General features: G+C 73.0%; 9 protein-coding genes and 1 pseudogene. 3 read left to right on the top strand and 7 right to left on the bottom strand.

What is annotated here, in order from left to right:
• Positions 1 to 112: 112 nt before the first annotated feature.
• Positions 113 to 1939 carry an acyl-CoA dehydrogenase gene (locus B4U46_RS17270; protein ID WP_079428456.1) on the bottom strand — a complete coding sequence of 609 codons (1827 nt, stop codon included), beginning with the start codon at positions 1937 to 1939 and terminating at the stop codon, positions 113 to 115.
• A 176-nt stretch (positions 1940 to 2115) separates the two neighbouring features.
• Here B4U46_RS17270 and B4U46_RS17265 point away from each other — a divergent pair, with 176 nt between their 5' ends.
• Positions 2116 to 2577, top strand: a complete 462-nt coding sequence (locus B4U46_RS17265; RefSeq protein WP_042815576.1) for an SseB family protein — start codon at positions 2116 to 2118, stop codon at positions 2575 to 2577.
• Positions 2578 to 2696: 119 nt separating this feature from the next.
• On the top strand, positions 2697 to 3707 hold the full coding sequence (locus B4U46_RS17260) for a pirin family protein (protein ID WP_079428454.1): 1011 nt from the start codon (positions 2697 to 2699) through the stop codon (positions 3705 to 3707).
• On the opposite strand, the pseudogene B4U46_RS17255 reads toward B4U46_RS17260, so the two are convergent.
• Positions 3704 to 4021 (bottom strand): annotated as a pseudogene (locus tag B4U46_RS17255) (AI-2E family transporter); the annotation flags it as partial. The gene B4U46_RS17260 and the pseudogene B4U46_RS17255 overlap by 4 nt on opposite strands.
• A 151-nt stretch (positions 4022 to 4172) precedes the next feature.
• Positions 4173 to 6413, bottom strand: a complete 2241-nt coding sequence (locus B4U46_RS17250; protein ID WP_079428452.1) for a SpoIIE family protein phosphatase — start codon at positions 6411 to 6413, stop codon at positions 4173 to 4175.
• A gap of 194 nt (positions 6414 to 6607) precedes the next feature.
• Here B4U46_RS17250 and aspS point away from each other — a divergent pair, with 194 nt between their 5' ends.
• Positions 6608 to 8425, top strand: coding sequence for an aspartate--tRNA ligase (gene aspS / locus B4U46_RS17245; protein WP_079428450.1), 1818 nt, complete (start codon positions 6608 to 6610; stop codon positions 8423 to 8425).
• A gap of 91 nt (positions 8426 to 8516) precedes the next feature.
• On the opposite strand, the gene B4U46_RS17240 is transcribed toward aspS, so the two are convergent.
• From B4U46_RS17240 to B4U46_RS17225, 4 genes are all read right to left on the bottom strand, one after another.
• On the bottom strand, positions 8517 to 10085 hold the full coding sequence (locus B4U46_RS17240) for a VWA domain-containing protein (protein WP_335755398.1): 1569 nt from the start codon (positions 10083 to 10085) through the stop codon (positions 8517 to 8519).
• A 508-nt stretch (positions 10086 to 10593) separates the two neighbouring features.
• Complete coding sequence (locus tag B4U46_RS17235; RefSeq protein WP_079428446.1) at positions 10594 to 11853, bottom strand: sensor histidine kinase; 1260 nt, start codon at positions 11851 to 11853, stop codon at positions 10594 to 10596.
• A complete protein-coding gene (locus B4U46_RS17230; protein WP_079428445.1) occupies positions 11841 to 12560 on the bottom strand; it encodes a hypothetical protein in 720 nt (239 codons plus the stop codon). Before B4U46_RS17230 ends, B4U46_RS17235 begins: the two co-directional genes overlap by 13 nt.
• A gap of 39 nt (positions 12561 to 12599) precedes the next feature.
• Positions 12600 to 14597 carry an FUSC family protein gene (locus tag B4U46_RS17225; RefSeq protein WP_079428443.1) on the bottom strand — a complete coding sequence of 666 codons (1998 nt, stop codon included), beginning with the start codon at positions 14595 to 14597 and terminating at the stop codon, positions 12600 to 12602.
• Between the last annotated feature and the right edge of the window lie 70 nt (positions 14598 to 14667).

Raw genomic sequence — 14667 nt, 5'->3', positions numbered from 1 at the left:
GGTGGCCGCGGAGCCGCTGCCGGGGTCCGGACACACCGGCGGCCGGACCCTCGACAGGAGGGGTCCGGCCACCGGTGCGTACGTGTACACCGCGTACAGCTGGGGGGCTGCCTTAGAAGGCGGCCTCGTCGAGCTCCATGAGGGAGTTGTCGACGGACTCGGCCAGCGCGCGCTGGACCGAGACGCCCGGCAGGACCTGGGCGGCGAAGAACTTCGCGGCGGCGATCTTGCCGGTGTAGAAGGGCACGTCCTTGGCGGAGGCGGTCGCCAGCTTCTCGGCGGCCACGGCGGCGCCCTTGAGCAGCAGGTACCCGACGACCACGTCACCGGAGGCCATCAGCAGGCGGGTGGTGTTCTGGCCGACCTTGTAGATGTTCTTGACGTCCTCGCCGGTGGCGGTGAGGTCGACGATCATCTGGCCGACGATGGCCTCCAGGTCCACGGCGGCCTTGGCCAGCGCGTCGCGGGCCGGGGCCAGCTCCTCGCCGCCCACGCCCTCGGCGAGGAACTTCTTGATCGTCTCGGAGAGGACGTTCAGCGAGGCGCCCTGGTCGCGGACGATCTTGCGGAAGAAGAAGTCCTGGCCCTGGATGGCCGTGGTGCCCTCGTAGAGGGTGTCGATCTTGGCGTCCCGGATGTACTGCTCGATCGGGTACTCCTGCAGGTATCCGGAACCGCCGAAGGTCTGCAGGGACTCGGAGAGCAGCGCGTACGACTTCTCGGAGCCGTAGCCCTTCACGATCGGCAGGAGCAGGTCGTTCAGGCCGATTTCGGCGGAGGCGTCCTCGCCGGCGGCCTCCTTGAGCTGGATCGCGTCCTGGATGGAGGCGGTGTACAGCACGAGCGCGCGCATGCCCTCGGCGTAGGCCTTCTGCGTCATGAGCGAGCGGCGCACGTCCGGGTGGTGCGTGATGGTGACCTTGGGCGCGGTCTTGTCCATGAAGTTCGCCAGGTCCGGGCCCTGCACGCGCTCCTTGGCGTACTCCAGCGCGTTGAGGTAGCCGGTGGAGAGGGTGGCGATCGCCTTCGTGCCGACCATCATGCGGGCGAACTCGATGATCATGAACATCTGGCGGATGCCGTCGTGCTTGTCGCCGATCAGCCAGCCCTTGGCGGGGTGCTGGTCGCCGAAGGTCATCTCGCACGTGTTGGAGGCCTTGAGGCCCATCTTGTGCTCGACGTTCGTCGCGTACACGCCGTTGCGCTCGCCCAGCTCGCCGGTCTCCCAGTCGAAGTGGAACTTCGGGACGAGGAAGAGGGACAGGCCCTTGGTGCCCGGGCCGTGGCCCTCGGGGCGGGCGAGGACGTAGTGGAGGATGTTCTCCTCCATGTCGTGCTCACCGGAGGTGATGAAGCGCTTCACGCCCTCGATGTGCCAGGAGCCGTCCTCCTGCTGGACGGCCTTGGTGCGGCCGGCGCCCACGTCCGAGCCCGCGTCGGGCTCGGTGAGGACCATGGTGGAGCCCCAGCGCTTCTCGACCGCGATCTGGGCGATCTTCTTCTGCGCCTCGTTGCCCTCGGCGTGCAGGATGCCGGCGAACGCCGGGCCGGAGGAGTACATCCAGATGGCCGGGTTCGAGCCGAGCAGCAGCTCCGCGTAGGCCCAGATCAGGGAGCGCGGGGAGGTGGTGCCGCCGATCTCCTCGGGCAGGCCCAGGCGCCAGTACTCCGAGTCCATGAAGGCCTCGTAGGACTTCTTGAAGGAGGCCGGGACCGGGGCGGTGTTGGTGGCCGGGTCGAAGACCGGGGGGTTGCGGTCGGCGTCCGCGAAGGACTCCGCCAGCTCGTTCTCGGCGAGGCGGGTCAGCTCGGACAGGATGCTCTTGGCGGTCTCGGTGTCCATCTCGCCGAACGGGCCGGTGCCGTACAGCTTTTCACGGCCGAGCACCTCGAAGAGGTTGAACTCGATGTCGCGAAGATTCGACTTGTAGTGCCCCATGGCGACGGCTCCGTTAAGGCTCGGGGAGACAGGTTCCTCGTACATACCAATCGGTAACCTCATGATGCTACCCACCAGTAATAAGACGCAACCCCTCTTCGGCGACTGTGACCAGCGTCAACCGGGTCCGGCTGGAGGGTGCCTGGGGGCGGGGGCCGCTCGGTAGGCTTCGGCCCATGTACGGCTACGACCAGAACGTGAGCGCGGGGCAGCAGCAGTACGCCGCCCCGCAGCAGATGGCCGGCGGGTACGGCGAGCAGCCGCTGTACCCCGAGCCCTCGCCGCCGTCGCTCGCCGACGCGGTGCGGGCCTTCACCACCGGGTCGCTGTCCGCGGAGGACTTCCAGCAGATCTTCGCGACCTCCAAGGTCTACTGCCCCCGCGGCGAGACCCCCGGGTTCCTGGCCCTGCACAACACGCAGCAGCCGGTCATCCCGATGTTCACCACGCTCAAGGAGCTCCGCCGGTACGCCGGCAAGGAGTCCAAGTACTTCGTGATCACCGGCGCCGAGGTGATCGACCTGCTGCCGACCGGGTACGGCTTCGTCCTCGACATGGAGGGCGACCACCGGATGGTCTTCGACGCCAAGGCCGTCGAGCAGATGGTCGACTTCGCGATGCGCCGCATGTACGGCTAGTCGCGCCGGTACCAGGCCCTGTGCACCCCCCGGGAATGCTTCCGGGGGGTGCGCTGTTCTGTGCGGGTGGCAGGAAGTTCTAGATTCAACTAAACTTCTGCCAGAAGGAGGTCCTGACCATGCCCGCAGTGACTGCCCAGAACCCGCTCGCGCTGCCGCGCGTCATCGCTCCCGCCGAAGGTGACCGGACCCGGCCCGTGCTGGCCGTGGTGGACGCGCCCTCCGGCTTCGAGGGCGAGGGATTCCCGGTGCGACGAGCCTTCGCGGGGATCAAGTACGAGTACCTCGACCCGTTCATCATGATGGACCAGATGGGCGAGGTGGACTACGCGGCCGGCGAGCCCAAGGGCACCCCCTGGCACCCGCACCGCGGCTTCGAGACCGTCACCTACATCATCGACGGCACCTTCATCCACCGTGACTCGCACGGCGGCGGCGGAGTCATCACCAACGGCGACACCCAGTGGATGACGGCGGGCTCCGGCCTGCTGCACATCGAGACCCCGCCCGAGGAACTCGTGATGTCCGGCGGCCTCTTCCATGGCCTCCAGCTGTGGGTGAACCTGCCCGCCAAGGACAAGATGCTCGCGCCGAAGTACCAGGACATCCGCGGCGGCACCGTCAAGCTGCTTGCCTCGCAGGACGGCGGCGCCCTGATCCGCCTGATCGCGGGCGACCTCGCGGAGCACACCGGCCCCGGCGCCACGCACACCCCGATCACGATGATCCACCTGACCGTCAGCCCGGGCGCCGAGGTCACGCTGCCCTGGCGGAGCGACTTCAACGCCCTCGCCTACGGCCTCGCGGGCAGCGGCGCGGCCGGCGCCGAGCGGCGCCCCTTCGGCATGGGCCAGACGGTGGTCTTCGGCAACGGCGACGGGCTGACCGTCCGCGCGGACGCCGGGCAGGACTCCCGCAGCGAGAACTTCGAGGTGGTCGTCCTCGGCGGTCTGCCGATCCGCGAGCCGATGGCGCACTACGGGCCGTTCGTCATGAACAGCCACGCCGAGCTCCAGCAGGCCTTCGACGACTTCCAGGCCGGCCGCCTGGGCGTCATCCCCAGCACCGACGTGACGGGCCTCGGCCACCGGGGCGCCGGTGCGGCGGAGCCGGAGGAGACGACGGCCTAAGGACCGTCCTCCGACGGCGCGGGGTCCTCCCCGGGCCCCGCGGCGGCGGGAGCGCAGCGGGCGCGGAGTTCCGACAGGACCCCGAAGGCGGCCGCCGTCAGCGGGACCGCGAGCAGCATCCCGAGGATCCCCGCGACGCTCGCCCCGGCGGTGATCGCCAGCATCACCGCCGCCGGGTGCATCTGCACCGTCCGGCTCTGGATCACCGGCTGGAGCACGTGCCCCTCCAGCACCTGCACCGCCAGCACCACGCCCAGCGCCCACAGCCCGATCACCCACCCCCGGTCGGCGAGGGCCACCAGCACGGCGACGGCGCACCAGGACGCCGGCCGCCGCACCGGTTCGGGCAGCGGCGGCCGCGACCCGGCCGGGGTGCCTTCCGGCGTCGGGGCCGGGCTCGGGCTCGGGGTCGGCATGGGCATGGGCATGGCCGGGCCGACCTTTCGGTCAACCGGGGCCGGCCGGTCAGTCGGCGGGCCCGGGGGCTTCGCGGTCCTCGTCACCGTCCGGCTTGGCCCGTTCGTACAGCTCGAACCAGATCGACTTGCCCTCGCCGCGCGGATCCACGCCCCAGGCGTCGGCCAGCATCTCCATCAGCAGCACGCCGCGGCCGCTGGAGGCCATCTCGCCCGGGTGGCGCTTGTGCGGCAGCTCGTCGCTCGCGTCGGCCACCTCCACGCGCAGCCGCCGCACGCCCCGCTCGCCCGCCGCCTCCGCGACCAGCAGCGCGTCCCCGTCGGTGTGGACCAGCACGTTCGTCACCATCTCGGAGACCATCAGCACCGCCGAGTCCACCTGCTCGGCGTCCGCCCAGTCGTGCAGCAGCTCCCGCACCTGCCGCCGGGCGCCCGCGATCCGGGCCGGCTCGGCCTGGGCCACGGTCAGCATCGTGCGCCGGGCGGGCCGCACCGGGTGCTCGGCGGGGGTCCCGCAGCCGCAGCTCGGGCTCTCGCGGCACAGCAGCACCACGGCTATGTCGTCCTCGCGGCGGTCGGCCAGCGGGCCCGTGGTGTGGTGCGAGGAGGGCCCGTGCACGGCCTGGACCAGCAGGTCGGCCAGGCGCTCCAGGTGGTTGTCCGCGTCCCCGCCGCCCTCACCGGGGGCGGCGCGGTCGTGCGCGTCGGACTCCAGGATCGCGCGCAGCCGCGCCCAGCCCGTGTCCAGGTCGTGCCCGCCGGTCTCGATCAGCCCGTCCGTGCACAGCATCAGCGTCTCGCCGGGCTCCAGGGCGAACCGCGTCGTGGGGTAGTCGGTGTCCGGGACGATCCCGAGCGGCAGCCCGCCGGCCGTCGGCCGCATCAGCACCGTGCCGTCGGCCATCCGCACCACCGGGTCGGGGTGCCCGGCCCGGGCGATCTCCAGCGTGCCGGTCCGCGGGTCGCACTCCACGTACAGGCAGGTCGCGAACCGCGGGCTGCCGAAGTCGGCGTCGGCGTCCGCGTCCGGACCGGAACCCGCGCCGGGGTCCTCGTCCCGGGCGGGCGCCGAGCACAGCCCCGCCAGGAAGCGGGAGGCGCGCGAGAGCACCGCGTCCGGCCGGTGCCCCTCGGAGGCGTAGGCGCGGACGGCGATGCGCAGCTGGCCCATCAGCCCGGCGGCCCGTACGTCGTGCCCCTGGACGTCGCCGATGACCAGGGCGAAGCGGCCGGAGGGGAGCGGGATCACGTCGTACCAGTCGCCGCCGACCTGGAGCCCGCCGCCGGTGGGGACGTAGCGGGCGGCGATGGTCATGCCGGGGATGTCGGGGCCGAGCTGCGGCATCATCGACCGCTGGAGGCCGGTGGTGAGTTCCCGTTCCGATTCGGCCACCCCGGCCCGCTGGAGGGCCTGGGCGAGCATCCGGGCCACGGTCGTCAGCACCGACCGCTCGTCCGGGGAGAAGGTCACCGGGTGCTTGAACGCGGCCATCCAGGCCCCCAGGGTCCGCCCGGCCACGATCAGCGGCAGGAAGGCCCAGGAGGCCCGGTCGAAGCGCCGGGCGAGCGGCCAGGTGACCGGGAAGCGCCGTTTGTAGTCCTCCGGCGTGGGGAGGTAGATCGCCCGGCCGGTCCGGACGACCTCGGCCGCCGGGTAGTCGGTGTCCAGGGCCATGGCCGAGAAGGGGCCCTCGTCGCCGGGGGCGTGCCCGTGGTGGCCGATGACGGACAGCTGGTCGCCCTCCATCCCGAAGACGGCCAGCCCGTCCGGGCTGAAGCCCGGCATGGACAGCGAGGCCGCCACCCGCAGCACCTCGGCGGTGGAGCGGGCCTCGGCAAGGGCCCGGCCGGCGTCCAGCAGGAAGGCCTCGCGGGAGCGCCGCCAGTCGCCGGTGATCGGGGTGTGCGCGGCCGTGGTGCCGGGCTGGGGTTCGGCGATCTCCTGGATGGTGCCGATCAGCTCGTAGTCGACGCGGCCGTCGGCGGTCCGGTTCTCCACGGGCTTGGAGCGGCTGCGGACGGTGCGGAGCACCCGCCCGTCCTCGTCCATGATCCGCAGCCGGGCCTCGGCGAGGGTGCCCTCGGCCACGGCGAGGTTCACGATGCCGTTGATCTCGTTCCAGTCCACCGGGTGGAAACGCGCGCGGGCGGCCGCCTCGGGCAGGACGACGGGCTCGGCGGGCAGCCCGAGCAGCCGGGCGGCCTCGCCGTCGAGGGTGACCGTTCCGGAAGCGTTGTCCCACCGCCACAGGCCGGTCGCGATGGCGGCCAGGACGTCCTCGGTGCGCACCCGGCCATCTTTACAGGTCACCCGGCCGGGCCGCCCGTCCGGAGCCCCCCCGCCCGCGCCGCCGCGGGTGCGCCGGCCGCTGCGCTCCGGTGCGTCGGCCCCCGCGCTCCGGGCACGCCCGGTACGTACCGCTGCCGGACGGTAACCTTGGGAGGGTTGAGTCCACCTGGAAAACGCGTAGAACTGGATGACTGATGCATCGGTACAGGTCCCACACGTGCGGCGAGCTCCGTGCCTCCGACGTCGCATCCGACGTCCGGCTGAGCGGCTGGGTGCACAATCGTCGAGACCTGGGCGGCATCCTCTTCATCGATCTGCGTGACCACTACGGCATCACGCAGCTCGTGGCCCGCCCCGGTACCGCGGCGAACGAGGCCCTCAGCAGCGTCACCAAGGAGACCGTCGTCCGCGTGGACGGCAAGGTCGTCTCCCGTGGTGCCGACAACGTGAACCCCGAGCTCGCCACCGGCGAGATCGAGATCGAGGTCACCGAGGTCGAGGTGCTCGGCGCCTCCGCCCCGCTGCCCTTCACGATCAACACCGACGACGGGGTGAACGAGGAGCGGCGTCTGGAGTACCGCTTCCTCGACCTGCGCCGCGAGCGCATGCACCGCAACATCATGCTGCGCTCGGCCGTGATCGCCTCGATCCGTTCGAAGATGGTGGCCCTCGGCTTCAACGAGATGGCGACGCCGATCCTCACCGCGACCTCCCCCGAGGGCGCCCGCGACTTCGTCGTCCCCTCCCGCCTGAACCCGGGCAAGTTCTACGCCCTGCCGCAGGCCCCGCAGCAGTTCAAGCAGCTGCTGATGATCTCCGGCTTCGACCGGTACTTCCAGATCGCGCCCTGCTTCCGTGACGAGGACGCCCGCGCCGACCGCTCGCCGGGCGAGTTCTACCAGCTCGACGTGGAGATGTCCTTCGTCGAGCAGGAGGACGTCTTCCAGCCGATCGAGCGCCTGATGACCGAGCTCTTCACCGAGTTCGGCGGCGGCCGCGAGGTCACCTCGCCGTTCCCGCGGATCCCGTTCCGCGAGTCGATGCTGAAGTACGGCAACGACAAGCCCGACCTGCGCGCCAAGCTGGAGCTCGTCGACATCTCCGACGTCTTCGAGGGCTCGGAGTTCAAGGCGTTCGCCGGCAAGCACGTGCGTGCGCTGGCCGTGCCGGACACCGCCGCCCAGCCGCGCAAGTTCTTCGACGGCCTCGGCGACTACGCGGTCTCGCTGGGCGCGAAGGGCCTGGCCTGGGTGCGCGTGGGCGAGGACGGTTCGCTGACCGGCCCGATCGCCAAGTTCCTCACCGAGGACGACGTCAAGGTCCTCACCGAGCGTCTGGGCCTGGCCGCCGGGCACGCCGTGTTCTTCGGCGCGGGCGAGTTCGACGAGGTCTCGAAGATCATGGGCCCGGTCCGGGTCGAGGCCGCCAAGCGCGCCGGCCACTTCGAGGAGAACGTCTTCCGCTTCTGCTGGATCGTCGACTTCCCGATGTACGAGAAGGACGAGGAGACCGGCAAGATCGACTTCTCCCACAACCCGTTCTCCATGCCGCAGGGCGGCATGAAGGACCTGCAGGAGAAGGACCCGCTCGACATCCTGGCCTGGCAGTACGACATCGTCTGCAACGGCATCGAGCTGTCCTCCGGCGCCATCCGCAACCACGAGCCCGAGGTCATGCTGAAGGCCTTCGAGATCGCCGGTTACGAGGCCGAGACCGTCGAGCGCGAGTTCGCGGGCATGCTGCGCGCGTTCCGCCTGGGCGCCCCGCCGCACGGTGGCATCGCCCCGGGCGTGGACCGCATCGTGATGCTGCTGGCCGACGAGCCGAACATCCGCGAGACCATCGCCTTCCCGCTGAACGGCAACGCCCAGGACCTGATGATGGGCGCGCCGACGGTGCTGGAGGAGAGCCGTCTGCGCGAGCTGAACATCGCGCTGCGCAAGCCGGTCGAGACGAAGGCCGCGGACGCGAAGCCGGTCGCCGAGGCCGTGCACCCGGACGCCGCGCGGTAACGCCGCCGCGCCGGCGCTCTCGTAGGGAGCGGGAAGGGCCCGGGATCCTCGCGGATCCCGGGCCCTTCGTCTTGTCCGCCGCCGCCGGCCGTCAGAACCGGTCGAGGACGCCCTTGAGGAGGGCGGCCGAGGTCAGTTCCGCGGGGGCGGGGCCGGCGTGGAAGAAGCCGGCGTTCTCGGCGTCCAGCTTGCGCAGGAAGTCGAAGGCCTTGGCGTCGTGGTCGCCGAAGGCGACGAACTGCCAGTGGATGCCGGGGGCGGTGGCGGCGGCGTCGGCGATCGCCTGGCGGGCGGGGCGGACGTTGTCGGGGGCGCCGTCCGTCTGGAAGACGACCAGGGCGGGGCCGGTGCCGCCGTCCTTCTGGTACCGCTCGACGACGGCCTCCACGGCCACGTGGTAGCTGGTGCGGCCCATCCGGCCGAGTTCACCGTGGCGGGCCTCGACCCAGGACTCGTCGTGGGCGTCGAGGGTCAGTTCGGCGGTGCCGTCGAGTTCGGTGGAGAAGAACACCGTGTGCACGGTGGCCTCCTCGTCCAGGTGGGCGGCGAGGGCCAGGGCGTGGTCGGCGAGGTACTGGGCGCTGCCGTCCTTGTAGAACCCGCGCATGGAGCCGGAGCGGTCGAGGACCAGGTACACCTTGGCCCGGGCCCCGGCCTTCCCCTTGGCCCGCAGCACCTGCCCGGCGGCCTTGTACGCCGCCCCGACCGCCCCGCCCTTCCGCCGCACCGCGGAGGCGGGCAGAGCGGGCCCGCCGACGGGCTCGGCCTCCGGCTCCGCCTCCGGCCGGGGCTCGGGCTCGGCGTCGGCCTGCGCGGCCAGGGGCTCGGCCTCCGGCTCCGCCGGCGGGGCGGGGGCCTCCGGCGCGACGGGCTCGGGGGCCTCCTGCGCCTCCGGCTCAACGGGCTCGGCCGCTGCGGCCACCGGCTGGGGGGCTTCCTCCGCCTGCGGCGCGGACGCGGCGGGCGCCTGCCCGGCCTCCGCATCGGCCTGCATGGCCAGGGGCTCGGGTGCTGCGGCCACCGGCTCGGGGGCCTCCTGCGCCTGCGGCGCGGAGGCCACGGCTGCCGGTTCGGGGGTGTCCTGCGGCTGCGGCGAGGCTTCGCCGGCCTGGGCGGCCAGGGGTTCGGCGTCCGCGGGGGCCTCGGTGTCGGCCTGGGGCTCGGGGGCGGTGGTTTCCGCCGCCTGCGCCGCGGGCTCGTCGGCCGGTTCGGCTGCGGGGGCCGGCTCCGCCTGGGGGGCGGGGGCCTGTGCCTGCGCTGCCGTGGCCTCGGCCGGGGTGGCCACGGGCTCGGTGTCCGCGGCGGCCTCGGTGTCGGCCTGGGCGGCCAGGGGCTCTTCCGGTGCGGGCTCGGCGGCCGCCGGTTCGGGGGTGTCCTGTGCCTGCGGCGCGGCTGCGTCGGCCTGGGCGGCCAGGGGTTCGGTGTCCGCGGGGGCCTCGGTGTCGGCCTGGGGCTCGGGGTTGCCCTGCGCCTGCGGTGCGGGCTCCCTGGCCGGTTCGGCGGGGGGCGGGGTGGGGGTCGGGCGGCGGGCCTCCGGGACGGAGGGGTCCGTCGTGGGGGCGGGGGCGGTGAGGAGGGTGCCCGCCTCACGGTCGCGCGGTGCCGACTGCGGCGGGACCGTCGGGTTGTCGAAGGACGCCGCCACCAGCTCGGCCGCCACGTCCAAGGGCGTGCGTTCGGCCTGGTTGGGAACGGCCGCCGCTGGGGCGTCCGACGTTTCGGGGACCGGCTCCGCAGTCCTTCCGAACACCTTGCGCAACAAGCTCCGAATACCCATGGGCCAGGCCTTTCGCATGAGTGCGTGCGTCATTTGTCCGTGCTGCGCGGTTGATCCCTGCCCAGAGTGGACACGTAAGGTTATCGGCCCCTTGGCTGGAACGACGGCAGGGGCGCCCTTCGTGGTGCCCGTCCTACCACCCAACCCGCCCGCCCGCACGAACTGGCCCTCCGCCGTGCCGGGTTCATCCACCGTTCATCCCCGCGCCGCCGCATCGGCGCAGCCCGCGTCTGCCGCCGCGGCCGGATTCTTCGTACGGAGCCACCGGAGGAAGGCGTGCGCGAGCTCCGGCCGATCATCAGACGTTCCGTGCGTCCGGGCGATCTGGCCGATGGGCACGCCCAGTTGTCCAGCCGGGTGTTTCACGTGAAACACCCCGACCTGACCTCCCTCAACTCCCCTCCGGCAGCCGCCCCACCGGGAGACGGAGGGTGGTCAGGGCGCCGCCGTCGGGGGCGTTGGCGAAGCTGAGGGCGATGTCCAGGACGGCCGCCTGGCCCACCGCGATCGTCAGTCCCAGACCGTGGCCGCGGCCGCGGCCGGGATCTCCCGTGCGGAAGCGCTGGGGGCCCTGTTCGACCAGTTCGGCGGGATAGCCGGACCCATGGTCGTGGATCGTCACCACCGGCCCTTCCACCGTGACCTCGACCGGTGGCCGCCCGTGCTTGTGGGCGTTGACCAGCAGGTTGGCCAGGATCCGGTCCAGGCGCCGCCGGTCGGTGAGCACCACCGCGTCCCGGACCACCCGGACCTCGGCGCCGAGCCGGGACCCGGCGACGGCCCGCCGTACGGCCCGGCCCAGCTCCACCCGCGCCAGGTCGGCGCGCTCCACCCCCGAGTCCAGCCGGGAGATCTCCAGCAGGTCCTCGGTGAGCAGGTGCAGGGCCCGCAGCCGGTCCTCGATCATCTCCTTGGGCCGGCCCTCGGGCAGCAGCGCGGCGGCGGCCAGTGAACCCGTCAGCGGGGTGCGCAGCTCGTGCGCGACGTCGGCCGTGAACCGCTTCTCCGCCTCCAGCCGTTCCTGGAGCGAGGCGGCCATCGAGTCCAGGGCCTGTGCGACGTCCCGTACCTCGTCGGGGGAGCGGTGGGTGCCCCGGGCGCCCCCCTCGGCGGGGAAGCCGACCCGGGCGTCCAGGTCGCCGGCGCTGATCCGGCGGGCGACGGCGGCGGTGGTCGTGAGGCGGCGGCTGATCCGGTTGGCGAGGAACAGGCCGGCCAGGGCGACCACCCCGGCCGCGAGGGCCGAGGAGGCGAGGATGGCGGTGTCCAGGTCCCGGAGCCGGGCACGGGTGCTCTCGTACGGGATCCAGACCGCGAGGGCCTGCCGGTCGGCGGGGCCGGCGGCCCACATGACGGGCTTGCCCTGGTAGGTGCCGACCATGCTGCCGGTGCGGCCGTGTGCGACGAGCTCGCGCAAGGGGCCCGGGAGGCCGGGCGGGTCGAGGGCGGCGTGCACGTCGCCGTGGGCGGTGCCGTACTCGTAGTGGCCGAGGGCGTGCTCCAGCGCGCGGTCCACCTCCTTGCGCACCTCCCCGACGACCTGCCGGGCGACCACGTTGTGCACGGCGATCCCCAGGGCGGCGGCCACCGTGCAGCACACCAGGGTGGTGGTCAGGGCGATCTTCCAGCGGAGGCTGCTCAGCGCGCGCATCGCTGCCGGTCCGCGCTCAAGGGGACGTCGGTCAGGGTGGGACAGTCGTCGAGGGTCAGCTGCGACAGGCTCATGCTCTTGGTGTGCGGGTCCCAGACGTAGTCGGAGACGGAGATGTAGACCGGGGTCGAGGTCGGTTCGCGGACGGCCAGGTGTTCGGCGGCCACCTCCACGCCCTCCAGGACGCCGCGCCGGGAGAGGATGCGGGCGATCCTGCCGTCGTCCTGGACGGTGTAGACCCGCAGTTCGCTCAGGCGGCCGTCCACGTCCAGGGCGGTGATCAGCTCTTCCCTGCCGTTGCCGGTCAGATCGTGCAGGATCCCCGGCCGCACCGGGCAGAAGGGTCCGCCGTCCACAGCCTGTGTGCAGAGCGCGAGCCGCTGGACGGCCCGGGGGTCCACGAGCCGGCCGGTGCCGCCGTCCTCGGCGGTGGCGGAGGTGATGTCGGCCCGTACGACGGCCAGCGCGTCCACCCCGCGCATGCTCAGCCCCGGCACCTTGGGCAGGCCCGGGACCACGGCGGCCGCGCCGGGCTGCTGCCCGGGACCGGGAGGGTCGGGGAAGTAGCCCTTCCACAGGGTCCTGGGGGCGTGGACCGTGCCCTGGTCGCCCTGGTCCTTGAGCCCCTCCACGTCCGCGCACCCGGCCGCCGCGACCGCCAGGAGGGCGGCCAGGGCGGGGGCGGCCAGACGGCGGCGGGGGCGCATGCTTCGATGCTGCCGTGCGGCGGGGGCCGGGGCCCCCGGTTACTGCTCCGGTTGGGCGATGGCCCGGGCGGCCGCCACCTCCTGGTGGAGGGGGGACAGGACGCCGGCCTCCTCGGATTCCGGGGGGATGTCGACCCGGTACAGGACGGGGCTGCTGCGGACCCCCTCGGCCAGCTCGCGCAGCTGCCCGGCGATACGGGCCACCTCGGACGGGGGCGGGGCGGGGGCTCCGTGGTTGACGCGGACGCGGGCCGCGGTGGTGGCGTCCACGATCCGTTCCACGGCCACCACCAGCGGCCACCAGGCGGCGGCGCGGCTGCCGGTCGGCGGGGGTTCGGTCAGGGCCCGCTGGAACTCGCTGCGGACGCCCGACAGGTCGCGGTAGATCCGCCGCCGGGCCTGGAGCCGGGACTGGCGGGCCGCCCGCAGTTCGGCCTCGCCGGCGACGGGGGCGAAGGCACACTCCACGTAACGGGCCGCGTCGTCCACGGCGTCGGCGAGCCGGTCGCCGATCCGGGTGTGCCAGCTCTCGGGCCACAGCAGGTAGCCGGCGACGAGGGTGATGGCGCAGCCGATGAGGCTGTCCAGCAGCCGGGGCCGGATCAGGTCGAAGCCCTGGTGGTTGAGGAGGTCCGACAGGAGCAGGATGACCGGGGTGATGGCCGCGGTCTGGAAGACGTACCCCTTCGCGGAGAACGCCGGGATCAGCGCGGCGAGGACCACCATCACCGGGACGTCCCACCAGCCGCGCGGCACCTCCGCCAGCACGCCGGCGGCCAGGACCAGTCCGGCCGCCGTCCCCAGCGCACGCAGCACCGCGCGGGAGAAGACCGAGCCGAAGTCCGGTTTGAGGACGAAGGTGACCGTCAGCGCCACCCAGTACGAGCGTTCCACCTCGACCAGGGAGACCAGCGACTGGGCCAGGCCGATGCACAGGGCCAGCCGGAGCCCGTAGCGCCAGGAGGCCTCGGACAGCATCATGTCGCGCACCACCCGCCCGGCCCGCACCCGCAGGGCGGCGGGCCGCCCCAGCCGGTCGTCGACGTTGTACGGGTCGGGCTCCGCGAGGTGCACGATCTTCGCCGCGTGCCGCAGGGCGGCGTCCACGGCCCGCTCGGACGGGCTCTGCGGGGCGGGCAGGTCGAGGACCGGGGTTCCGGTGCGGCCCTCCTCGACGGCCGCGGCCAGCTCCCGCACCGCTGCCGGGACCTCGGGCGGCAGTGGGCGGCCGCGCAGGTGGGCGGCGGGCGCGGCCTCGACCAGCGGGATCAGTACGTTCAGCTGGGCCAGGATCCGCACCAGGGACGGGCTGCGCCCGTGCACCCGGGCGCGGCGGCCCAGGACGAGGTCGTAGGCCTGGTTGAGGGCGTGCGTGACCTGCTGTCGGCGCTCGTCGTACACGGGCGCCGGACCACCCGCGGCCTCCAGGGCGTCGGCGACGGCCCGGTAGCCGGCCGCGACGGCGGCCCGTTCGGGCTGCCGTCCGCGCAGCGGCCAGCCCAGCAGGGTGAGCAGCAGGACGAACAGGCCGCCCGCGCTCAGCAGCAGCGGGGCCGTCCACCAGGGCTCGGGCATCGGCAGGCCTGCCCCGACGACGGCGTTGAGCAGGAACACCAGCCCGGACGCGGAGGCGACCGTGCCGATCGAGGAGATCATCCCGGACACCAGGGCGATCAGGGTGAGGACGGCGACCGCGACCCAGCCGTGGCCGTAGACGAGGGTGCCCAGGGCCACCCCGACCGCGCCGAGCAACTGCGGGAGCGCGATGTTCAGGACCCGCATCCGGTAGGCGTCGGCGGTGTCGCCGATCACCCCCGACAGGGCGCCCATCGAGGCGAGCGCCCCGTACTCGGGCTCGTCCACGGCGAAACCGACGGCGAGCGGTACGGCCATCGCGATCCCGGCGCGGACGACCGCCGCCCAGGAGACGGGGTTCCTGCTCGGCCGCAGTCCCGCGAGCAGCCAGGCGGGGGGAGCCAGGGGGCGGGCCCGGGGCGGCTCGTGCGGTATGTGGTCGGTGCGTCGTTCGGTGGTCATTCCGCTTCCGTGTCACCGCTCGCGAATCGGTTCTTCTGGGGCTTTCTGCGGAGGATGAGTACCTTCCGAG

It is taken from the genome of Streptomyces katrae (assembly GCF_002028425.1).
Classification (GTDB): Bacteria; Actinomycetota; Actinomycetes; order Streptomycetales; family Streptomycetaceae; genus Streptomyces; species Streptomyces katrae_A.
Note: the sequence above shows the minus strand (reverse complement) of the source record. Positions and strands in the feature narration are given on the sequence as shown.